We start from the raw sequence: 20,192 nt of genomic DNA, 5'->3' as shown, positions 1-20,192 counted from the left end.
ATCAGAGCCAGTAGACGACGCGACGGCGGTACTTCGAGAACAGAAGGATGGCGAGAGTCAGGCACAACACCGTCCAGAACAGGATGCCGATCCAGCTGTGGATATGTGCAACGCCGCCCATCAGGGGCGTGCGAAGCAGGTCCAGCATCTGCGCAAACGGATTCCACAGCACGTACTTGGCGCGGCCGGGAAGACTCTCGGGCAGCCAGAACACCGGCGTCAGGAACATCAGCATCTGCATCACGCTGGTGACGATCTGCGTGACGTCGCGGTAGCGGGTGCAAATCAGTCCCAGCAGCAGGCCCAGTGCATGCGCGTTGACTATGAGGATGGCGAAGGCCGGTAGGACGAGCAGCACTGACCAGGACAGCGAAACGCCGGCCCAGATCGCCACGGGGATGTAGAGCACGATCTGATGAGCAAACTGGATCAGGTTGCGCGCCAGGCTTCGCCAGACGAACAGGCTGATCGGGAAATACCCCTGCTTGAGGTAGTTCGACGACCCGACGAAGGCGTTGCATGCATCCGTCACGATGCTGGAGAAAAAACCCCAGAAGATGATGCCCAGCGCCAGGTGCGGAAAGAAACGCGAGAGTTCGGTGCCGAACAGCGAGCTGTACAACGGACCCATGCCGCCGATCATCACGCCCATGCTCAAGGTGAGCCACATCGGGCCGAGCATGGAGCGGCGATAGCGCAGGACGATGTCGAACCAGGCGAGGGTCCACCAGATATCGGTGCGGCGGGTGCCTTGCCACCAGTCGGACAAGGCGCTTCGGTGAAGATTGGAGTGGACTTGACTCATGTACGTCCGTAAGTGTCTGCAAGGCGGACGATGTCGTCTTCGCCCAGATAGCCGCCACATTGGACTTCGATGAGCACCAGCTCTTCGTCGCCGATATTGGTCAGGCGGTGTTTTTCCTTCAGGGGAATGTACCGATACTGGCCTGGGAGCGTCTCGTGCTCGGTGTCTCCGATTTGTACGATGGCGCGCCCCTGTACGACCACCCAGTGCTCCGCGCGCTGGTGATGGTATTGCAGGGACAGCGCTTCGCCGGGTCTGACGGTGATGCGCTTGACCTTGTAGCCTTCCTCTTCCTTGAGCGAGGCGTATGTGCCCCACGGACGGTGGACCACCGGCGGCAGGTGCACCGTGTCGTGCTTGCGAGCCTTGAGCACGTCGACGACCTTCTTCACCTTTTGTGCGCTGTCCTTGTGAAGCACCAGCAGCGCATCGGGCGTGTCGACGATCACGAGGTCGTGAACGCCAATGGTGGCAACGACCTTCGGGCCATAGCTTTCGACCTGCACGTGCGTGCCCGTCGTGTCGAGGGCTACGACATCGTCGGGAAGCGTGTTGCCGCTGGCGTCAGGCGTCAGCGCATTGGACACCGCAGGCCACGAACCCACGTCGCTCCAGCTGAACTTGGCGGGCACCACGTGGACATTCGAGGCGTGCTCCAGCACCGCGTAGTCGATGCTGATGTCCGGCTGCAAACCGAACGCATGCAGATCGAAGTTGACGGATGCACCGGAGGTCTTGGCGGTTTCGAGTGCACGCCTTGCTGCTCTGATCACGTCCGGAGCGTGCTTCTCGAGCGCGGCGATGATGGTGTCGGCAGTGAACGCGAACATGCCGCTGTTCCAGTAGTACCGGCCGGTGGCCAAGTACTTCTGTGCCGTTTCGAGGTCGGGCTTCTCGACGAAGCGCTTGACGCTCTGGCTCTCGCGCGAAACGTGTTCGACTTCGATGTAGCCGAAGCCGGTGTCGGGGCTTGTTGGGCTCACGCCGAACACAACGAGGTTGCCTTCCTGCGCCAGGCGGAAGGCTTCCGTCGCGCTGGCCACGAAAGCATGCACGTCGGGCACCAGGTGGTCTGCGGAAAGGACGAGCATCACTGTGTCGCCACTGAATTGGCGCGCGCATTGAAGCGCTGCAAGCGCGATGGCCGGACCAGTGTTGCGCCCCTTGGGCTCGAGGAGAAAGGTGGTGGTGGGCGGGTCGCTCATCTGCCCGAGCACGTCCTTCGTGAGGAACAGATGGTCCTTGTTGGTCACGACCATCAGGTCACCGGTCCCGCAGGCCTGTCCACGCTCGACAGCCTGTTGAAGCAGCGTGGAGTCGCCGATTTTCATGAATGGCTTGGGAAAAGCCTGACGCGAAGCAGGCCAGAGCCTGGAGCCGGCGCCTCCCGAGAGCACCACAGAGAGTAGCCTCATTGTTTTCCTTTAGCTTTTTGACCGACCAATTTTACGGGCAGCCCTCCGACGTCCGGCGTAGGAGTGAAACGGCCGCCGCCGTCCTTTGCGGCGGCTGGTTGCGAAGATAATCCCCTCCCGCAAGGCCAGCGACGCCATGTTTCGGCATCGCCCTGTCTATTTCAGGTATTTCCTCACAAGCTCCGCCTCATCCGCCTCGCGGGTGCGCAATTTCTATGAAATCTGTCTATCGATTCATCCTCGGCCTGGCCGGACTCTGGCAAGGCCCCGGAATGATGGGGCGCGTGCAGCGGGCATGGCGAATGTTCAAGAAGTCGGGGTGGGCGGGCATTCGCTGGGAGCTGGGCCGGCGATTCGGCGGCTACAACGACTATACGAAGTGGGTGCAACGCTATGACACCCTGACTCCCGAATTGCGCGACAAGATCGCCCAGCGCGTTGCCGCCATGAAAGACCGGCCGCTGATCTCGGTCGTGATGCCCACCTACAACCCCAACCCCGCGTGGCTGCGCGAGGCCATCGAGTCGGTGCGCAGCCAGATCTATCCGAATTGGGAGCTCTGCATTGCCGATGACGCGTCGCCTTCGGCCGAGGTGCGCGAGATCCTCAAGTCGTACAGCGAGAGCGACCCGCGCATCAAGGTGGTATTTCGCCCGAAAAACGGTCATATCTCGGCCGCTTCCAACAGCGCTCTGGAACTCGTCTCGGGCTCCTGGGTCGCGCTCATGGACCACGACGACCTGCTGCCGGCCCACGCGCTTTTCTGGGTGGCCGATTGCATCGCGACCCATCCTGACGTGAAGCTGATCTATTCCGACGAAGACAAGGTCGATGAGGGTGGGCACCGGTTCGGGCCCTATTTCAAGTCGGACTGGAACGTCGATCTCTTCCGCTCGCAGAACATGTTCAGCCATCTGGGCGTGCTTTCGACCGAACTGATGCGTTCAGTCGAAGGCTTCCGCGTCGGCATGGAAGGCTCGCAGGACTGGGATCTGGTGTTGCGCTGCATGGAGCGGATACAGCCCAGCCAGATCCAGCACATTCCGCGCGTGCTGTACCACTGGCGCGTGCACGTCGAGAGCACGGCCCGTTCGATGAGCGCCAAGCCCTATGCGGCCATCGCAGGCGAGCGCGCGCTGAACGAGCATTTCATGCGCACAGGCGTGCGTGCCACAGCCGAACACCTCGATTTCGGGTACCGCGTGCATTACGCCTTGCCCGATGTCTTACCGCTGGTTTCCGTGATCATCCCGACACGCAACGCCTTGCAGCTGACCCGGCAATGCGTCGAATCGATCCTGGAGAAAACCAGCTATTCGAACTACGAAATCATCATCGTCGACAACGGCTCCGATGATCCGGACACGCTGGCCTGGTTCAAGCGGATTGCCGCAGAGAAGCCGAATGTCCGCGTGCTGCGCGACGACCGCGATTTCAACTACGCGGCACTGAACAACGGCGCGGTTGCCGCGGCCAATGGCGAACTAGTGGCCTTGGTCAACAACGACATCGAGGTCATCACGCCGGACTGGCTCAGTGAGATGGTGAGCCTTGCGGTGCAGCCGGGCGTGGGCGCCGTGGGGGCGCGGCTGTGGTTCCCCAACAAGACTCTGCAGCACGCCGGCGTGATCCTGGGCGTGGGGGGCATTGCCGCGCATTCGCACCGCCGCATGCCGATGGGCCGCGAAGGCTATGCTGGCCGCGCGGCGTTGATCCAGACGCTCTCCGCGGTCACCGCGGCCTGCCTCGTGATCCAGAAGTGCCACTACCTCGAAGTCGGCGGCCTTGACGAAGTGCATCTGAAGGAATCTTTCAACGACATCGACTTCTGCCTCCGGCTGCGCGAAGCGGGCCTGCGCAACGTCTGGACGCCTTACGCGGAGCTGTTCCACTACGAGTCCGCTACCCGCGCCAAGGATGTCTCGCCGCAGAAGCAGGCACAGTTCCAGGAAGAAGCCGCCTACATGCACAAACGCTGGGGCGCCATCATCCAGAACGACCCCGCCTACAGCCCCAACCTCATGCTGGCCCGCGAAGACTTCAGCTACGCCTGGCCGCCCCGCCTGCCTCCGGTCTGATGGCCCTCGACGTTTCCGTCGCGCTCTGCACCCGCAACGGCGCGCGCTATCTTCCCGAGCAGGTCCGAAGCATCTGCGCGCAGACGCCATTGCCGCGGGAGATCGTGCTGTCCGACGACGGCTCGACCGACGACACCCTGGCCGTCGTGCGCGACACCCTCGCGCAGTGCGGCGTGGCGGACCAGGTCGCGCTGCGCGTGTTCAGCAATACGCCGCCGCTGGGCGTCACGCGTAACTTCGAGCAGGCCGCGCGCGCCTGCAGCCATGAGCTCATCGCCCTGTGCGACCAGGACGACGCCTGGCACCCAGGCCGGCTCGCGCGCATGGTGGCGCAGTTCGAGGCGCGGCCCGACCTGCTGCTGCTGCACACCGACGCGCGCCTCGTCGATGCCGAACTGAAGCCCCTAGGCTCCACGCTCTTCCACGCGCTGGAGGTGCAGCCTGCCGAACTGGCGGCCATCGCGGGCGGCGAGGCCTTCGGTGTCCTGCTGCGGCGCAATCTCGTGACCGGCGCCACCACGATGTTCCGCAAGACCCTGCTCGACACAGCGCTGCCGTTCGCACCGGAGTGGGTGCACGACGAGTGGCTGGCCGCCGTGGCGGCAGCCATCGGCCGCATGGACGTGCTGCCCGAGCCGACCATCGACTACCGCCAGCACGCCAGCAACCAGATCGGCGCACGGCGGCTCACGTTGTCCGAGAAGATGGCCAAGGCCTTTGCCGAACGCGGCGACAAGCACGTGGCACGGCTGCGCAGGGCCGAAGCGCTGCTGCAGCGCTTGCAGCAGCTTGGCGCCCGGGTGCCGGCGGCTTATCTGGAGGCACAGCGCGCCAAGGTCGAGCATCAGCGGTTCCGGGCCGAGCTTCCGGCGGCGCGGCCGCTGCGTCTGCTGCCGATCCTGATCGAGGCGGCGCGCGGCCGCTATGCGCGCTTCGGCCGCGGCGGGCACGCCATCGTGCAAGACTTGCTCGAACGCGGCTGACGGACTTGATCGGTCAACCGCGAAGCCGCCAGTACCGCCAGAACGACCCCGACAGCCACACCTTCAGCAGGCTGGTCACGTGCCAGTACAGGTATTTCTTGCTCCGGTGGCTTTCTCGTTGCGCGTCGTGCCGGGCGACCAGGTCTTCGCCGACCTGCAGTTTCCACCCCGCGAGCCGGGTGCGGGCGCAGATGTCGAAGTCTTCGCCGTACATGAAGAATTTCTCGTCGAAGCCACCGAGCTGCCGGTAGACCTCGCTGCGAAACAGCATGAACAGCCCCGGAATCCACGCGGGCACCGTCGGCCGCACATAGCCGGGCTTCCTTCTTCCTACGATTTCAAGCGGCGTGAGCATCGCCCGGTGCGGCTCCGGCTCGGCCTTGCCGGGCTCCAGGATGCGCGGCGTCAGCAGGCCGGCGTCGGCCGCGGCCTGCGCGAGCAACGGCGTCAGCACGTCGCTGTCAAAGCGGATGTCCGGGTTGAGCACCAGGAACCACGGCGTGCCGCAGCGCTCGAAGGCCTGGTTGTGATTGGCACCGAAGCCCTTGGGGCTCGCGTTCTCGATCCGCTCCACCTCGAAGCCCCAGTTGCGGCCAGCGAGCACATCGGGCTCGGGAATGTTCAATGTGAGCAAAACCTTGTCGATGACTTCGCGGCTGTGCCGGTCCAGCTGCTCGAGCAGCGGCAGCACCAGCGCGAGCTGGCCGTGGCTCACGATTGAAATGGTGATCGGGGGGCGGGGGGAGGGGGGCGTGGGCATGGTCTAATTTCGCTCGGGAATTCTAGGGTTCCCCAACCCCCACACATGATTGCTCTGATCGTCATCAGTTTCTTCGTCGCTGCCTTCTCGGTCCAGCTGTTCATGCGCCGCGCGCGCAGGCATGCCCGCCTCTACGGCGCCGACATGCCCCAGCGCTTCCACAAAGGCCACGTGCCGCGCCTGGGCGGTGCGGGCATCCTGGTGGGCATGGGGGTGGCCTGGCTGGCCGCCGGCATCACCGGCACCGATCCGTTCAATGTGTCGTGGCCGGTCAAGACCTCGATGCTCACGCTGCTGTGCATCTTGCCGGCGGTGCTGGGCGGCATCGTCGAAGACGTTACCCAGAACGTGAAGGTGCGCTACCGGCTGGGGCTCACCATCGGTTCGGCGCTGCTCGTGTGCTGGCTGCTGGGGCTGGGCGTGGCACGCACCGGCTTCGAGACGGTCGACGGCTGGCTGGCGATGATTCCGTATGCCACAGTGCTGTTCGCGGCCCTGGCCATCGGCGGCCTGCCGCATGCCTTCAACATCATCGACGGCTACAACGGGCTCGCGGGCACGGTCGCCGTGCTGGTCTGCCTGGCAATTTCCCACGTGGCGCTGCAGGTGGGCGACCGGCAACTGGCGGCCATGGTGATCTGCCTGGTCGGCGCCACCTTCGGCTTCCTGGTCTGGAACTACCCGCGCGGCAAGATCTTCGCCGGCGACGGCGGAGCCTACGTCTGGGGCATGGTGATCGCCGTGGCCTGCGTGACGCTGGTGCAGCGGCACCGCGTGGTGTCGCCCTGGTTCCCGATGCTGCTGCTGATCTATCCGGTGTGGGAGACGCTGTTCTCCATCTACCGCAAGCTGGCGCGCGGCCAGTCGCCCGGCACGGCCGATGCGCTGCATTTCCACCAGCTGATCTTCCGGCGCATCGTGCGCGTGGCTTTCGCGGACGACGAGGCCCGGCAACTGCTGGCGCGCAACAACCGCACCTCGCCGTACCTCTGGATGTTTGCCGCGCTGTCGGTGGTGCCGGCCGTGCTGTTCTGGAACAACACGATCATGCTGATGTTCTTCTGCCTGCTGTTCGTCACCACATACGTGGGCGCCTACCTGATGATCGTGCGCTTCAAGGTGCCCCGTTGGTTGCGCCCCTGACGACATCTTTCTTTGCGAGAATTTCCTTCCGTCCTTCGCTTTGGAGCCTGACCGCCCATGACCGACCCCGTCCTCAACATCCCCCCGCGCGACAAGGCCGAGATCCTGGCCCAGGCGCTGCCGTACATCCGCAAGTTCCACGGCAAGACCATCGTCATCAAGTACGGCGGCAACGCCATGACCGATCCGGCGCTGCAGGCAGACTTTGCCGAAGACGTGGTGCTGCTCAAGCTGGTCGGCATGAACCCGGTGGTGGTGCACGGCGGCGGTCCGCAGATCGAGGCGGCGCTCAATCGCCTGGGCAAGAAGGGCAGCTTCATCCAGGGCATGCGCGTCACCGACGCCGAGACCATGGAAGTCGTCGAATGGGTGCTGGCCGGCGAGGTGCAGCAGGACATCGTGGGCCTGATCAACCAGGCCGGCGGCAAGGCGGTGGGCCTCACGGGGCGCGACGGCGGGCTGATTCGTGCGCAGAAGCTCAAGCTGGCCGACCGCGCCGATCCCAACGTGCACCATGATGTGGGCCAGGTCGGCGACATCGTCTCCATCGATCCCAGCGTGGTCAAGGCGCTGCAGGACGACGCCTTCATCCCCGTCGTCAGCCCCATCGGCTTCGGCGAGGACAACGAAAGCTACAACATCAACGCCGACGTCGTGGCCGGCAAGCTCGCCACCGTGCTCAAGGCCGAGAAGCTCATGCTCCTGACCAACACGCCCGGCGTGCTCGACAAGGACGGCAAGCTGCTCACCAACCTGAGCGCACGCGAAATCGACGACCTGTTCGCCGACGGCACCATCTCGGGCGGCATGCTGCCCAAGATCGAAGGCGCCCTCGACGCCGCCAAGAGCGGCGTGAACGCGGTGCACATCATCGACGGCCGGGTGCCGCACGCGATGCTGCTGGAGATCCTGACCGACCAGGCCTACGGGACGATGATCCGCGCCCGTTGAACGGGTGGGCGCGTGCTCACTGCGCTGTGCGAGAATCAATTGATTACATCTTTGCACGCGCTCCCATGCAGAACGAAGAGACGACCAGTGCTTCCGGCGTAGAGACCCCCGCGGACACGCTCACTCCCCCGGCGCGCAAGCGCCCGAAGCCGGGTGAGCGGCGCGTGCAGATCCTGCAGGCGCTCGCCGCCATGCTCGAGCAGCCCGGCGCCGAGCGGGTCACCACCGCCGCGCTGGCCGCCCGTCTCGAAGTGAGCGAGGCCGCGCTCTACCGCCATTTCGCCAGCAAGGCCCAGATGTTCGAGGGCCTGATCGATTTCATCGAGCAGAGCGTCTTCACGCTGGTCAACCAGATCCTCGAGCGCGAGGGTGCCACCGGCGCCCAGCAGGCCGCCAAGATCCTCACGCTGCTGGTCCAGTTCGCCGAGCGCAACCCCGGCATGACCCGCGTCATGGTGGGCGACGCGCTGGTCTACGAGAACGAACGCCTGCAGCAGCGCATGAACCAGTTCTTCGACAAGATCGAAGCCACCCTGCGCCAGGTGTTGCGCGGGGCTGCCGCGGCCGACGGCTCGGCCACGCCCAGCGTCGACGCCCAGGTGCGCGCCGCTGCGCTCACGGCCTTTGTCGTGGGCCAGCTGCAGCGCTTTGCGCGCTCGGGTTTCCGCCGCGCACCGTCTGAGCACCTTGAAGCCACGATCGCATTGATCGTTTGATTCGCGTTCGTCCCTTGCGGGGCGTCGGCCGGCTCGCCTAGAGTCTTCGAGCGGAGTAGCATCAACTCGCCCCTTGCCGCCGGGCCTCGGCGGCAGGCCAATGTTTGCGCAGGTTCCTCGACGGAGGGCGCATGCCCGATGACGCGCGCGACAACCGGCAGCCCACGCTGCAGACGATCCTCCTCACGGCGGTGGCCATGCTCGCGTTCGCGGCCAATTCGCTCCTGTGCCGGCTTGCGCTGCAGCACAAAGGCATTGATGCAGCGAGCTTCGGCAGCGTCAGGCTCGTGGCGGGAGCGCTCATGCTGGGGCTCATCGTGCGGTTCAGGGCGCAGCCGCCGGCCTCGTCCGCCCGCGTCGACTGGCTGGCCGCCGTCATGCTGTTCGGCTATGTCGCGTTCTTCTCCTTCGCCTACCTCAGCCTGTCGGCGGGCACGGGCGCGCTGATCCTGTTCGGCGCGGTCCAGCTGACGATGTTCGGCGTGGGCTTGCGCTCTGGCGGCGAGCGCTTCGGGGCTCTCGCGTGGTTCGGCTTCGTCCTGGCGGCTGGCGGACTCGTCTACCTGGTGTCCCCGGGCATCGCCGCGCCGCCGCTTCTCGGCGCCGTGCTGATGGCGATCGCGGGTGTGGCGTGGGGCGTGTATTCCTTGCGCGGCCGTGGGGTGGCTGACCCGCTGGCCGCTACGGCACGCAACTTCACGCGGGCCGTGCCGCTTGCCTTGGCGTTGAGCCTGGTGTTTGCGGCCAGCGCTCGCGTGGACGCGACCGGCCTTGTGCTTGCTGTCGCTTCCGGCGCGTTGACATCGGGCCTCGGCTACGCGGTCTGGTATGCGGCGCTGAGCCGTCTTTCGGCCATGCGCGCGGCCACCGTGCAGTTGTCGGTGCCGCTCCTGGCTGCGTTCGGCGGCGTGCTGTTCCTGTCGGAGGCGATCACGCCGCGGCTGGCGGCTGCTTCGGTGGCAATTCTGGGAGGCATCGCGCTGGTGCTGAGCCAGAAGTCGCGAAGCGCCCGCCGATAGCCGCTGGCGCCAAAGCCCTATGCGACGGCCACGCCTACCTTGGCTCCCGCCGCGACGATTTCTCCCCACGTCGCGTCGTCCACCCAGATTCCGTCCTTGCGACGCGCCGCGCGCGCCTTGCGCTCCGGCTCGCCGGCAATCTGCACTTCGTCGAAGCCTTGCCCCGGCGGGCTCTGCCTCAGCCACTCGACAAACTCACGCGCCTCTTCGTCGAAAGACTTTTGCGTGCCCAGCCGCGCCGGGTCGATCAGCACCGTCAGCATACCGTTGAGCACGGTGCGCGCCGTGTCCGCCGGCCGGTGCCACGTGCCGCCGCCAGTGAGCGCACCGCCGAGCAACTCGCACGCCACCGCCATCCCGTAGCCCTTGTGCTCCCCGAAGGTCATGAGCGCGCCGAAGAGCCCGTTGCCCTGCGGCACCACCACCACGCCCGGGTCGTTGGTCGGCGCGCCGTTCTCGTCGATCAGGTAGCCGTCGGGCACGCGCTCGCCCTTGTTGTGCGCCACGCGCATCTTTCCCTGCGCCACGCGGCTGGTCGCGTAATCGAGCACGAAGGGCTCGGCACCCGCGAGCGGAATGCCGATGCAGCACGGGTTGGTGCCAAAGCGCCCGTCGCCGCCGCCCCACGGCGCGACCACCGGCCGCGACAGCACGTTGACGAAGTGCATGGCCACCAGCCCCTGCGCCGTCGCCATTTCCGCGAAGTGCCCGATGCGCCCCAGGTGGTGCGCGTGCGAGAGCGTGAAGATGCAGCTGCCATGCTGCTTGGCTCGCGCGATGCCGAGTTCCATCGCCTGCACGCCGACGATCTGCCCGTAGCCGTGCTGGCCGTCCAGGCCCATCAGCGTGCCGATGTCGAGGTTGATGCGCACCGGTGCGTTCGGCTTCAGCCCGCCCTCGGCCACCGCATCCACATAGCGCGGCAGCATGCCCACGCCGTGCGAGTCGTGGCCGCTCAGGTTGGCCAGCACCAGGTTGGCGGCCACCTGTTGTGCTTCGGCCGGTGAACTGCCCGCGGCCTCGAGGATGCGGGTGACGGTGGCTTGCAGGCCGTTGGCCTCCAGCGTTCTGGACATGGATCAGACTCCCTTCGCGTTCAGCGTGATGGCATAGAGCGACGTGGTCGCGCAGATGAAAAGGCGGTTGAGCTTGGGCCCGCCGAAGCAGACGTTGGCCACGCGCTCGGGGATCAGGATCTTGCCGAGCAGCGTGCCGTCGGGGTGATAGGCGTGCACGCCGTCGAGTGCGCTGGTCCAGATGCGGCCTTCGGTGTCGAGCCGGAAGCCGTCGAACAGCCCGTTGGTGCATTCGGCGAACACCTCGCCGCCGTCCAGCCTCCTGGCATAGGGGCTGACACTGAAGCGGCGAATGTGCCGCGGCCCGTCCGCCGCATGGCTCGCGCCCGTGTCGGCGATGTACAGCGTCGATTCGTCGGGCGAGAACGCCAGGCCGTTGGGCTTCACGAAGTCATCGGCCATGCGTTCGACTTCGCCGCTCGCCGGGTCGATGCGATAGACATGGCAGGCGCCGATTTCGCTGTCTGCCTTCAGGCCCTCGTAGTCGGAGAGGATGCCGTAGCTCGGGTCGGTGAACCACACGGCGCCGTCCGAATGCACGACTACGTCGTTGGGCGAATTGAGACGCTTGCCCTGCCAGTGCGAGGCCAGCACGGTGATCGTGCCGTCATGCTCGGTGCGCGTTACGCGCCGCGTTAGATGCTCGCAACTCACGAGGCGGCCCTGGCGGTCGACCGTATTGCCATTGGTGTTGTTCGACGGCTCACGGAAGATGCCGACCGTGCCATTGACTTCGTCGTAACGCAGCATGCGGTTGTTCGGAATGTCCGACCACACCAGCGTGCGGTGCGCGGCGAACCACACGGGGCCTTCGCACCAGCGCGCACCGGTCCACAGGCGCTGCACGCGCTCGGGGCCGGGAATGCAAGACTTGAAGCGAGGGTCTCTATGCTCGAAGCCGGTGCCCTCGAGAAAGCCGAAGGGGAGGTTGGCCATGTCGTTCCTTGCCGATGGATTCACATCACGTCACATCACCGCGCCGACCTGCCACGGCACGAACTCGTTCTGGCCGTAGCCGTGCTGCTCGCTCTTCGACTGCGCGCCCGAAGCGGTCGCCAGCACCAGCTCGAAGATGCGCTGGCCCATCTCCTGGATCGACGCCGTGCCGTCCACGATCTCGCCGCAGTTGATGTCCATGTCTTCTTCCTGCCGCTGCCACAGCGCAGAGTTGGTCGCGAGCTTGAGCGAGGGCGAAGGCGCGCAGCCATACGCCGAGCCGCGCCCGGTCGTGAAGCAGATCAGGTTGGCGCCGCCGGCCACCTGGCCCGTGGCGCTCACCGGGTCGTAGCCCGGCGTGTCCATGTAGACGAAGCCGTGCGCCGTCACGGGCTCGGCGTATTCGTACACCGCCTCGAGGTTGCTGGTGCCGCCCTTGGCCACCGCGCCCAGTGACTTTTCGAGAATGGTGGTGAGCCCGCCGGCCTTGTTGCCCGGCGAGGGGTTGTTGTTCATCTCGCCTTCGTTGATTTCGGTGTAGTGCTCCCACCACTTGATGCGGTCCACCAGCTTCTGCCCCACTTCGCGCTTCACCGCGCGGCGCGTCAGCAGGTGCTCGGCGCCGTACACCTCGGGCGTTTCGCTGAGGATGGCGGTGCCGCCATGCGCCACCAGCAGGTCGACCGCCGCACCCAGCGCCGGGTTGGCGCTGATGCCCGAGTAGCCGTCGGAGCCGCCGCACTGCAGTCCGATGGTGATGTGCGCCGCACTGCACGGCTCGCGCTTTGCCGCGTTGGCGCGCGGCAGCATCTCGTTGATGAGCGCCACGCCCTTCTCGACCGTCTTGCGGGTGCCGCCCGTGTCCTGGATGTTGAAGGTGCGAAAGTTCTCGCCCTCGGCCAGGTGGCCGGTCGCGAGCCAGGCGTTGATCTGGTTGGCCTCGCAGCCGAGCCCGACCACCAGCACGCCCGCGAAGTTCGGGTGCGTGGCGTAGCCCGTCAGCGTGCGCTCCAGGATCTGCATGCCCATGCCCTGCGTGTCCATGCCGCAGCCGGTGCCGTGCGTGAGCGCGACGATGCCGTCCACGTTCGGAAACGCCGCGAGCGCCTGCGGATTGGTCTTGCGCGAGAAGTGGTCGGCAATGGCGCGCGCGGCCGTGGCCGAGCAGTTCACGCTGGTCAGCACGCCGATGTAGTTGCGCGTGGCCACGCGGCCGTCGGCGCGCTTGATGCCCATGAAGGTGGCCTCGCGCTTCGCAGGGGCGGGCTTCACGTCGGCGCCGAAGGCGTAATCGCGTTCGAAGTCTCCCTTGTCCGGGCCCATGTTCAGGTTCTGCGTGTGCACGTGCTCGCCGGCAGCGATGGGCTTGCTCGCGAATCCGATGATCTGGTTGTAGCGCCGCACCGGCTCGCCCTGGGCGATGTCGCGCATCGCGATCTTGTGGCCCGGCGGAATCAGGCCGCGCACGGCCACGCCTTCGACGACGGTGCCGCCGAGCAGTTGCGAGCGCGCGATGACGACGTCATCGGCGGGGTGGAGTCGGATGTAGGGAGTCATCGTGAGTGCCTGTCGGCGCTTGTTTGTTTGTCAGGAGACCTTCGCGCGGCGCCAGCTCGCGCTGAATCTCTGGTGGAACTTGTCCATGTGCTGGTGCATTGCCTCGCGCGCCGCTGCCGGGTCGCGCGCAGCGACGGCGTCGAGGATGGCTTCGTGCTCGCCGATGGCGGCCTGCCACGAGTCCATGGTCTCGAAGTAATCGATCATCCGCGCAAAGATCGGCCCGTGGCGCGACTCCAGGAAGCCCTGCACCGTCTCGGTCAGCACCACGTTGCCGCAGGCGTTGACGATGGCCAGGTGGAAGGCGCGATCGCCCTCGTGCGGTACTTCGCTGCGCGCGGCCATCTCGCGCATCATCTTGATTGCGCGGCGGATGGCGTCCACGTCCTTGCGCTTGCCGTACTGGGCCGCCGTGGCGGCGGTCTCGCCTTCCACCAGGCGGCGCGCGCGGATGATTTCGAGCGGCCCCCATTCGGCGCCGGCTGCTCCGTTGGCGGGCGGGGCCGTGCGGTGCGAGCGGTCGAGCACGTACACGCCCGAGCCGGTGCGGATCTCGACCCAGCCTTCCACCTCCAGCGCGATCAGTGCCTCGCGCACCGAGGGCCGGCTCACGCCCAGCTGCTTGGCCAGGTCGCGCTCGGCCGGAATGCGCGCGCCCACCGCGAACTCGCCCTTGCCGATGAGCACGCGCAACTGTTCGGCAATCTGGCGGTAGAGGCGCTGGGGTTCGAGGGTCTGGATCGGCACGGGAGCGAAAAAAGGAGGTCGAGGGGCTTAAGGGTTGTCCTGAATTGGACAAGTGGTAAGGCCAATTCAGAATACGATACACCGCCCGCGCCATCATCGGGCCTAACCCGAAGACACGACCAGAGGAGACACCGATGAGATTGCAGGGAAAGACCGCGCTGGTCACCGCCGCCGGCCAGGGCATCGGCTACGCCAGCGTGCTGGCCATGGCCGCCGAGGGCGCGCAGGTCTGGGCCACCGACGTCAACGAGAAGCTGCTCGAACGCTACGCGGGCGTGCCCAACGTCACCGCGCTCAAGCTCGACGTGCTCGACAAGGCAGCCATCGGCGCGGTGGTGGCGAAGCTGCCCGCGCTCGACGTCCTCTTCAACTGCGCGGGCGTGGTGCACAACGGCACCATCGAGCAGGCCACCGACGACGAGCTGCTTTTCGCCTTCAGCCTCAACGTGCGCGCCCAGATGTGGACCATCCAGGCCGTGCTGCCCGGCATGCTGGCGGCCGGGCGCGGCAGCATCATCAACATGGCGAGCGTGTGCTCCAGCATGAAGGGGCTGCCCAACCGCTTTGTCTACGGCACCACCAAGGCGGCGGTGCTGGGCCTCACCAAGAGCGTGGCGGCCGACTACGTGGCCCGGGGCATCCGCTGCAATGCCGTGTGCCCGGGCACGGTCGACACGCCCTCGCTTGGCGACCGCATCAACGCCAATGCCGACCCCGAAGCCGCGCGCAAGGCCTTCATCGCGCGCCAGCCCATGGGCCGGCTCGCGCAGGCCGAGGAAATCGCGCCGGTGGTTGTATTCCTTGCCAGCGACGAATCGGTCTTCGCCACCGGCCAGGCCTTCACCGTCGACGGCGGCATCACCATATGAACCAGCTCGACTTCAAGGGCCGCCACGCGGTCGTCACCGGTGGCGCCACGGGGCTCGGCTTCGGCATCGCGCAGCGGCTCGTGGCCTCGGGCGGCGGCGTCACGCTGTGGGACCGCGATGAAGACGCCGCCGCGAAGGCGGCCGAGTCGCTCGGCGACAAGGCCTTTGCGCTGAAGGTCGACGTGTCGCAGCAGCCCTCTGTTGCCAAGGCCGTGGCCGCCACGCTGGCGCACGCGCCGCGTATCGACGCTCTGGTCAACAGCGCCGGCATCACTGGCCCCAACACCAGGCTGTGGGACTACCCCGTGGACGACTGGCGCCAGGTGATAGACGTCAACATCAACGGCGTGTTCCTGTGCTGCCGCGAAGTGGTCGCGCAGATGCGCAAGCAGGGCACTGGCGGCTACGGCCGCATCGTCAACATCGCCTCGGTGGCCGGCAAGGAGGGCAACCCCAACGCCAGTGCCTACAGCGCGAGCAAGGCGGCCGTTATCGGGCTGACCAAGTCGCTCGGCAAGGAGCTGGCCGACACCGGCATCCGCGTGAACTGCGTGACGCCCGCGGCCGTGAAGACGGCCATCTTCGACCAGATGACGCCCGAGCACATCGCCTTCATGCTCTCGAAGATTCCCATGGGCCGCTTCGGCACGGTGGAGGAGGTGGCCGCGATGGTCGGCTGGCTCTGCACCGAAGATTGTTCGTTTTCCACCGGCGCGGTCTTCGACCTCTCCGGCGGCCGCTCCACGTACTGATCAATTCAATTCAATGCACTGAAAGGAAAGCATGAAACTCGTCCGCTATGGCAACCCCGGCAAGGAAAAGCCCGGCCTCATCGACGACAAGGGCCAGCTGCGCGACCTGAGCGCCGTCGTCAAGGACATCGGCCCCGAGCAACTGGGCGATGCCGCCATTGCCAAGCTGCGCAAGCAGAAGATCGACAAGCTGCCGCTGGTCAAGGGCAAGCCGCGCTTCGGCAGCCCCGTGGCCAACGTCGGCAAGTTCATCGCCATCGGCCTGAACTACGCGGACCACGCGGCCGAATCCGGCCTGCCGGTGCCCAAGGAACCCGTGGTGTTCACCAAGGCCAACAGCTGCATCCAGGGCCCGAACGATCCGGTGATGCTGCCCAAGGGCTCGGTCAAGACCGACTGGGAAGTCGAGCTCGGCGTGGTCATCGGCACGCGCGCACGCTACGTGTCGCAAAAGAGCGCGCTCGACTACGTGGCCGGCTACTGCACCATCAACGACATCAGCGAGCGCGAATACCAGATCGAGCGCGGCGGCACCTGGGACAAGGGCAAGGGCTGCGACACCTTCGGCCCGCTCGGCCCCTGGCTGGTGACGCGCGACGAAATCGAGAACCCGCAGAAGCTTTCGATGTGGCTCGACCTGAACGGCCAGCGCGTGCAGACCGGCAGCACCAAGACCATGATCTTCAGCGTGGCCAAGATCGTGAGCTACGTGAGCCAGTTCATGACGCTGATGCCCGGCGACGTCATCACCACCGGCACGCCGCCCGGCGTCGGCATGGGCATGAAGCCGCCGCTCTTCCTGAAGAAGGGCGACGTGATGACGCTGGGCATCGAAGGCCTGGGCGAGCAGCGCCAGGAAGTGATTCCGTTCAAGCTCTGAACGAGGTTCTCTGAGATCATCCGGCGGATGAAGACGCCGCCGGACCATCGCTCGCAGGTCTTTGGAACGCCCTGGGAGGGCGTCCATGGCACCGCGATGGACAGTGCCCGCCACTACGGCCGGCACTGGCATTCGACCTACGGCGTCGGCCTGCTCGACCATGGCGCGCAAAGCTCGGCCAGCGGCCGCGGCAAGGTAGATGCCTATGCGGGTGATCTCATCACCACCAATCCCGGGGAAGTGCACGACGGCCGGCCGCTTGGCGGCCCGTCGCGGCGTTGGCGCATGGTGTATCTCGACGCGGCAGTGATGGCGGGCATGCTTGGCGGCACTGCGATGGACGGCAGCGTTGAATTCACACGGCCCGTGCTCAAGGACTTGCGGCTGGTCCAAACACTGCGCCGCCTGTTCACCCGCCTCGATGATTGGCGTAACCGCGCCGCGAGCACCTCTGCAAGCGCCGAAGCCCTCGCCTGCGAAGAGTCGCTGGTCGAAGTCTGCGGCCTGCTGCTCGATGGCCATTCCACCGCCGTGCCGCAGCCCGAGATCGACGGCGACGTGCGGCTGGTGCGCGAGCGCCTCGCCGATGACCTGCTTGCCGCGCCCATGCTCGATGAGCTTGCAGCGATGGCCGGCCTCGGCAAGTTCCAGCTGCTGCGTCGTTTCCAGAAGGCCTATGGCGTGCCGCCCCACGCATGGCTTTTGCTGCAGCGCGCCGAACGCGCACGCGCCTTGATCCGACGCGGCACGAGCTTGGCGGACACCGCCGCCGCAAGCGGCTTCGCGGACCAGAGCCACATGACGCGCATCTTCACGCGCCACTTCGGTTTCACGCCCGGCGCCTGGCAGCGGGCATAGCGCTCAGCGCAGCACGCGGATCAACTCGTCGTACACCAGCCGCACGCGCGCCGGCACCGGTGCGCGCTGCGAGCGGTACACATAGATCGGCCACGGCTCGGGCGCCTCGGCCTCCAGCACCGACACCAGCGCGCCGCGCTCGATCCAGGGCTCGGCCAGCGAGCCGATCAACTGGGCGAAGCCCAGGCCCGCGAGCACCGCGGCGCACTCGGTGTCGAAGTCGTCGGTGACGAAGGCCGGCGAGGTCACGGCCAGCTGGCGCTCCTTGCGGAACATCATCGGCCAGGGCCGGCCCGACTTGCGATCGATCAATGCGGTGAGCGGCAGCGAGGCCAGCGCCTCGATCTTCTTCGGCACGCCGGTACGCGCGATCAGCGAGGGCGCGGCCACCACGTGCAGCGCCATCCGGCCGACCGGCCGCGCGACGAAGCGGGCATCGCGCAGCGGGCCCACGCGCACGCCGATGTCGATCTGCTCGCCGACCACGTCGGCATGCGACTCCGAGACGCGCAGGTCGAGCACCAGGCCCGGGTGCGCGGCGAGCATCGGCGCCAGCGCCTGCGGAATGAGCTGGCGCCCGAAGATGCCCGGCGCCGTGACCCGCACCGTGCCCTCGTGCTGCGACAGTGCGCGGCGGTCGGTGCGATGGAAGAGTTCGTCGACTCCGCTCAGGGCGGTGCGCGCCCGCTCCGAGAGCTGCCGACCGAAGTCGGTGAGCTGAACGCCGCGCGTGCTGCGGTGGAAGAGGGGCTCGCCGAGCTCGTCTTCGAGCTCGCGCACCGCGCGCGTCACCACCTGCGGTGACACCGAAAGCCGCGCCGCCGCGTCGCGGAAGTTGGCGGCATCGGCGGCGGCGCAGAACACGCGCAGGGCTTCGAGACGATTGGACATGGTGTTGAGAGTTCCTTTTTGAGGAATTCTGAAGTCGCCAGAGTTTCATTTACGGGAACATTTGGATTTTCCACACTGGAGGCACTTCTTCCACACACCCGAAAGGAATTTCCCATGACATCCGTTCAAGACAACATCAAGGGCAAGGTCGCCATCGTCACCGGCGCGAGCAGCGGGCTCGGCGAATCGACGGCGCGTCACCTGGCCGCGCGCGGCGCAAAAGTGGTGCTCGCGGCCCGCCGCACCGACCGGCTCGACAAGGTCGTCGCCGAGATCCGCGAAGCCGGCGGCGAGGCCATCGCCGTGGCCACCGACGTGGCCAAGCGCGCCGACCTCGACAAGCTCGCCGCCGCCACCGTCGAGGCCTTCGGCCGCATCGACGTGCTGGTCAACAACGCGGGCGTGATGCCGCTGTCGCCCCTCGACAAGCTCAAGGTCGACGAGTGGGACCGCACCATCGACGTCAACATCAAGGGCGTGCTCTACGGCATTGCCGCCGTGCTGCCGCGCATGCAGGCGCAGGGCAGCGGGCACATCGTCAACGTCGCATCCATTGCCGGGCTGAAGGTGTTCACGCCCATCGGCACCGTCTACAGCGCGACCAAGTACGCGGTGCGCGCCATCTCCGAAGGCCTGCGCGTGGAAGTGGGCAACAGCGGCGTGCGCGTGACCATCGTGTCGCCCGGCGCGGTCGAGTCGGAGCTGAAGTTCGGCAGCAGCGATGCCGAGTCCGCTGCGGGCGTGAAGGCGTTCTACGACGCCAACCAGATCCCGTCGGATTCGGTAGCGCGCGCCATCGTCTACGCGGTGGAGCAGCCGGCGAACGTGGACATCAACGAAGTCGTGCTGCGGCCGGTGTCGCAGGAATTCTGAAGAGAGCTTCCGAGGGGTAGGGATGGGGCCGATTGCGCCCCGTCCCGCATCAATTAACCTTCAATACCTGAAGGTTTCTTGCGGGCGAAAGTGGTAAAGCCCTGCAAAATAGAACGACCGTTCGTTTTTGCATGGAAATTCCACGATGACCGCAGCAGCCGTTCCCGCCAAGCCCGTTCGCGCCGCCCAGAAGGGCCAGCAGACCAAGGCCGTCATCGTCGACGCCGCGCTGGCGCTAGCCGCGCAGATCGGGCTCGAGGGCCTGTCGATCGGTGCGGTGGCTGAAATCACCAAGATGAGCAAGTCGGGCGTATTCGCCCACTTCGGCTCGCGCGAAGAACTGCAGATCTCGGTGGTGCGTGAATACCACGCGCGCTTCGAGCAGGAAGTGTTCTTCCCCGCCCTGAAGGCGCCGCGCGGCCTGCCGCGCCTGCGCGCCATGTTCGCCAACTGGATGAAGCGCACCTCGACCGAAATCGACTCGGGCTGCATCTACATCAGCGGCGCTTCCGAATTCGACGACCGCCCAGGCCCGGTGCGCGATGCGCTGGTCGAGTCGGTCAGCATCTGGCAGGCGGCAGTGCTGCGCGCCATCGTGCAGTCGCAGAGCGAAGGCCATCTGCGCGCCGATGCCGACGAGCGCCAGGTGGCGTTCGAGATTCACGGCCTGATCCTCGCACTGCACTACGAAGCGCGCTTCCTGCAGGTGCCCGGCTCCATTGGCCGCGCCAACGTCGGCTTCGACAACATCCTCGCGCGCAGCGCCACGCCCGATGCGCCCAAGGCTGACACGGCCGCGCCGGCCGGCCGCCGCCTCAAGACCGTGCGCTGAAGAAGCGCGCGGCCTGCCCCGTTTTCGTTTTCCCCCTTTTCTTTTTTCTAT

At 66.4% G+C, this 20,192-nt stretch carries 20 protein-coding genes; 12 read left to right on the top strand and 8 right to left on the bottom strand.

Annotated elements, in window-relative coordinates; genetic code table 11:
* Window position 1 precedes the first annotated feature (1 nt).
* Window positions 2–805, bottom strand: a complete 804-nt coding sequence (locus BMW87_RS24505; protein WP_093079178.1) for an ABC transporter permease — start codon at window positions 803–805, stop codon at window positions 2–4.
* Window positions 802–2,220, bottom strand: coding sequence for a mannose-1-phosphate guanylyltransferase/mannose-6-phosphate isomerase (locus tag BMW87_RS24500; RefSeq protein ID WP_093079175.1), 1,419 nt, complete (start codon window positions 2,218–2,220; stop codon window positions 802–804). The genes BMW87_RS24505 and BMW87_RS24500 overlap by 4 nt, the downstream gene beginning before the upstream one ends.
* 215 nt (window positions 2,221–2,435) lie before the next feature.
* Here BMW87_RS24500 and BMW87_RS24495 point away from each other — a divergent pair, with 215 nt between their 5' ends.
* Both BMW87_RS24495 and BMW87_RS24490 read left to right on the top strand, forming a co-directional pair.
* Window positions 2,436–4,298: a glycosyltransferase family 2 protein gene (locus BMW87_RS24495; RefSeq protein WP_256216892.1), complete on the top strand. Its 1,863-nt coding sequence runs from the start codon at window positions 2,436–2,438 to the stop codon at window positions 4,296–4,298.
* The gene (locus tag BMW87_RS24490) at window positions 4,298–5,281 is read left to right on the top strand and encodes a glycosyltransferase family 2 protein (protein WP_093079170.1); all 984 of its coding nucleotides are present in this window, start codon (window positions 4,298–4,300) and stop codon (window positions 5,279–5,281) included. Before BMW87_RS24495 ends, BMW87_RS24490 begins: the two co-directional genes overlap by 1 nt.
* 13 nt (window positions 5,282–5,294) lie before the next feature.
* Here BMW87_RS24490 and BMW87_RS24485 read toward each other — a convergent pair whose 3' ends face one another.
* On the bottom strand, window positions 5,295–6,041 hold the full coding sequence (locus tag BMW87_RS24485; protein WP_093057277.1) for a glycosyltransferase: 747 nt from the start codon (window positions 6,039–6,041) through the stop codon (window positions 5,295–5,297).
* Between the two features lie 45 nt (window positions 6,042–6,086).
* Between BMW87_RS24485 and BMW87_RS24480 the strand changes: the two genes are divergently transcribed.
* The 4 genes from BMW87_RS24480 to BMW87_RS24465 all read left to right on the top strand — a co-directional run bounded on the left by BMW87_RS24480 (window position 6,087) and on the right by BMW87_RS24465 (window position 9,870).
* Window positions 6,087–7,184 carry a glycosyltransferase family 4 protein gene (locus BMW87_RS24480; protein ID WP_093079168.1) on the top strand — a complete coding sequence of 366 codons (1,098 nt, stop codon included), beginning with the start codon at window positions 6,087–6,089 and terminating at the stop codon, window positions 7,182–7,184.
* A gap of 57 nt (window positions 7,185–7,241) precedes the next feature.
* Window positions 7,242–8,135, top strand: a complete 894-nt coding sequence (gene argB / locus BMW87_RS24475; protein WP_093057279.1) for an acetylglutamate kinase — start codon at window positions 7,242–7,244, stop codon at window positions 8,133–8,135.
* Window positions 8,136–8,200: 65 nt separating this feature from the next.
* Entirely contained in the window at window positions 8,201–8,851 is a 651-nt protein-coding gene (gene slmA, locus BMW87_RS24470) for a nucleoid occlusion factor SlmA (RefSeq protein WP_093057280.1), read from the top strand.
* 131 nt (window positions 8,852–8,982) lie between these two features.
* On the top strand, window positions 8,983–9,870 hold the full coding sequence (locus tag BMW87_RS24465) for a DMT family transporter (RefSeq protein ID WP_093079164.1): 888 nt from the start codon (window positions 8,983–8,985) through the stop codon (window positions 9,868–9,870).
* A gap of 17 nt (window positions 9,871–9,887) precedes the next feature.
* Here the strand turns inward: BMW87_RS24465 and BMW87_RS24460 are convergent, their stop codons facing one another.
* The 4 genes from BMW87_RS24460 to BMW87_RS24445 are packed head-to-tail and all read right to left on the bottom strand — an operon-like array spanning window position 9,888 to window position 14,186.
* Window positions 9,888–10,946: a malate/lactate/ureidoglycolate dehydrogenase gene (locus BMW87_RS24460; protein WP_093079162.1), complete on the bottom strand. Its 1,059-nt coding sequence runs from the start codon at window positions 10,944–10,946 to the stop codon at window positions 9,888–9,890.
* Window positions 10,947–10,949: 3 nt separating this feature from the next.
* A complete protein-coding gene (locus BMW87_RS24455) occupies window positions 10,950–11,882 on the bottom strand; it encodes an SMP-30/gluconolactonase/LRE family protein (protein WP_093079159.1) in 933 nt (310 codons plus the stop codon).
* A 30-nt stretch (window positions 11,883–11,912) separates the two neighbouring features.
* Window positions 11,913–13,439: a UxaA family hydrolase gene (locus BMW87_RS24450; RefSeq protein WP_093079157.1), complete on the bottom strand. Its 1,527-nt coding sequence runs from the start codon at window positions 13,437–13,439 to the stop codon at window positions 11,913–11,915.
* Between the two features lie 30 nt (window positions 13,440–13,469).
* Entirely contained in the window at window positions 13,470–14,186 is a 717-nt protein-coding gene (locus BMW87_RS24445; RefSeq protein ID WP_093057285.1) for a FadR/GntR family transcriptional regulator, read from the bottom strand.
* Window positions 14,187–14,320: 134 nt separating this feature from the next.
* Between BMW87_RS24445 and BMW87_RS24440 the strand changes: the two genes are divergently transcribed.
* Genes BMW87_RS24440 through BMW87_RS24425 form a run of 4 tightly spaced genes read left to right on the top strand, consistent with a single transcriptional unit; the run spans window position 14,321 to window position 17,545 of the window.
* Complete coding sequence (locus tag BMW87_RS24440) at window positions 14,321–15,055, top strand: SDR family oxidoreductase (protein ID WP_093057286.1); 735 nt, start codon at window positions 14,321–14,323, stop codon at window positions 15,053–15,055.
* Window positions 15,052–15,807, top strand: coding sequence for an SDR family NAD(P)-dependent oxidoreductase (locus tag BMW87_RS24435; RefSeq protein WP_093079154.1), 756 nt, complete (start codon window positions 15,052–15,054; stop codon window positions 15,805–15,807). The genes BMW87_RS24440 and BMW87_RS24435 overlap by 4 nt, the downstream gene beginning before the upstream one ends.
* Window positions 15,808–15,838: 31 nt before the next feature.
* Window positions 15,839–16,687, top strand: coding sequence for a fumarylacetoacetate hydrolase family protein (locus BMW87_RS24430; RefSeq protein WP_093057288.1), 849 nt, complete (start codon window positions 15,839–15,841; stop codon window positions 16,685–16,687).
* Window positions 16,688–16,714: 27 nt separating this feature from the next.
* A complete protein-coding gene (locus BMW87_RS24425) occupies window positions 16,715–17,545 on the top strand; it encodes an AraC family transcriptional regulator (RefSeq protein WP_093079152.1) in 831 nt (276 codons plus the stop codon).
* Window positions 17,546–17,548: 3 nt separating this feature from the next.
* On the opposite strand, the gene BMW87_RS24420 is transcribed toward BMW87_RS24425, so the two are convergent.
* Entirely contained in the window at window positions 17,549–18,436 is an 888-nt protein-coding gene (locus BMW87_RS24420; protein ID WP_093079149.1) for a LysR family transcriptional regulator, read from the bottom strand.
* A gap of 114 nt (window positions 18,437–18,550) precedes the next feature.
* Between BMW87_RS24420 and BMW87_RS24415 the strand changes: the two genes are divergently transcribed.
* Together BMW87_RS24415 and BMW87_RS24410 are read left to right on the top strand one after the other, a co-directional pair.
* Entirely contained in the window at window positions 18,551–19,309 is a 759-nt protein-coding gene (locus BMW87_RS24415) for an SDR family oxidoreductase (RefSeq protein ID WP_093079147.1), read from the top strand.
* 145 nt (window positions 19,310–19,454) lie between these two features.
* Window positions 19,455–20,141 (top strand): TetR/AcrR family transcriptional regulator, encoded by a 687-nt coding sequence (locus BMW87_RS24410; RefSeq protein WP_093057292.1) that lies wholly within the window; start codon window positions 19,455–19,457, stop codon window positions 20,139–20,141.
* Window positions 20,142–20,192 lie beyond the last annotated feature (51 nt).

Source organism: Variovorax sp. OV084 (genome assembly GCF_900111625.1).
In the GTDB taxonomy this organism is placed as follows: domain Bacteria; phylum Pseudomonadota; class Gammaproteobacteria; order Burkholderiales; family Burkholderiaceae_C; genus Variovorax.
Note: the sequence above shows the minus strand (reverse complement) of the source record. Positions and strands in the feature narration are given on the sequence as shown.

Excerpts from the sequence above, each read along its gene's own strand:
- slmA (WP_093057280.1), top strand. The coding sequence starts at position 8,201 with ATGCAGAACGAAGAGACGACCAGTGCTTCCGGCGTAGAGACCCCCGCG.
- BMW87_RS24495 (WP_256216892.1), top strand. The coding sequence starts at position 2,436 with ATGAAATCTGTCTATCGATTCATCCTCGGCCTGGCCGGACTCTGGCAA.
- BMW87_RS24435 (WP_093079154.1), top strand. The coding sequence starts at position 15,052 with ATGAACCAGCTCGACTTCAAGGGCCGCCACGCGGTCGTCACCGGTGGC.
- BMW87_RS24485 (WP_093057277.1), bottom strand. The coding sequence starts at position 6,041 with ATGCCCACGCCCCCCTCCCCCCGCCCCCCGATCACCATTTCAATCGTG.
- BMW87_RS24450 (WP_093079157.1), bottom strand. The coding sequence starts at position 13,439 with ATGACTCCCTACATCCGACTCCACCCCGCCGATGACGTCGTCATCGCG.
- BMW87_RS24410 (WP_093057292.1), top strand. The coding sequence starts at position 19,455 with ATGACCGCAGCAGCCGTTCCCGCCAAGCCCGTTCGCGCCGCCCAGAAG.
- BMW87_RS24460 (WP_093079162.1), bottom strand. The coding sequence starts at position 10,946 with ATGTCCAGAACGCTGGAGGCCAACGGCCTGCAAGCCACCGTCACCCGC.
- BMW87_RS24500 (WP_093079175.1), bottom strand. The coding sequence starts at position 2,220 with ATGAGGCTACTCTCTGTGGTGCTCTCGGGAGGCGCCGGCTCCAGGCTC.
- BMW87_RS24465 (WP_093079164.1), top strand. The coding sequence starts at position 8,983 with ATGCCCGATGACGCGCGCGACAACCGGCAGCCCACGCTGCAGACGATC.
- BMW87_RS24440 (WP_093057286.1), top strand. The coding sequence starts at position 14,321 with ATGAGATTGCAGGGAAAGACCGCGCTGGTCACCGCCGCCGGCCAGGGC.
- BMW87_RS24480 (WP_093079168.1), top strand. The coding sequence starts at position 6,087 with ATGATTGCTCTGATCGTCATCAGTTTCTTCGTCGCTGCCTTCTCGGTC.
- BMW87_RS24505 (WP_093079178.1), bottom strand. The coding sequence starts at position 805 with ATGAGTCAAGTCCACTCCAATCTTCACCGAAGCGCCTTGTCCGACTGG.
- argB (WP_093057279.1), top strand. The coding sequence starts at position 7,242 with ATGACCGACCCCGTCCTCAACATCCCCCCGCGCGACAAGGCCGAGATC.
- BMW87_RS24430 (WP_093057288.1), top strand. The coding sequence starts at position 15,839 with ATGAAACTCGTCCGCTATGGCAACCCCGGCAAGGAAAAGCCCGGCCTC.
- BMW87_RS24420 (WP_093079149.1), bottom strand. The coding sequence starts at position 18,436 with ATGTCCAATCGTCTCGAAGCCCTGCGCGTGTTCTGCGCCGCCGCCGAT.
- BMW87_RS24455 (WP_093079159.1), bottom strand. The coding sequence starts at position 11,882 with ATGGCCAACCTCCCCTTCGGCTTTCTCGAGGGCACCGGCTTCGAGCAT.
- BMW87_RS24490 (WP_093079170.1), top strand. The coding sequence starts at position 4,298 with ATGGCCCTCGACGTTTCCGTCGCGCTCTGCACCCGCAACGGCGCGCGC.
- BMW87_RS24425 (WP_093079152.1), top strand. The coding sequence starts at position 16,715 with ATGAAGACGCCGCCGGACCATCGCTCGCAGGTCTTTGGAACGCCCTGG.
- BMW87_RS24415 (WP_093079147.1), top strand. The coding sequence starts at position 18,551 with ATGACATCCGTTCAAGACAACATCAAGGGCAAGGTCGCCATCGTCACC.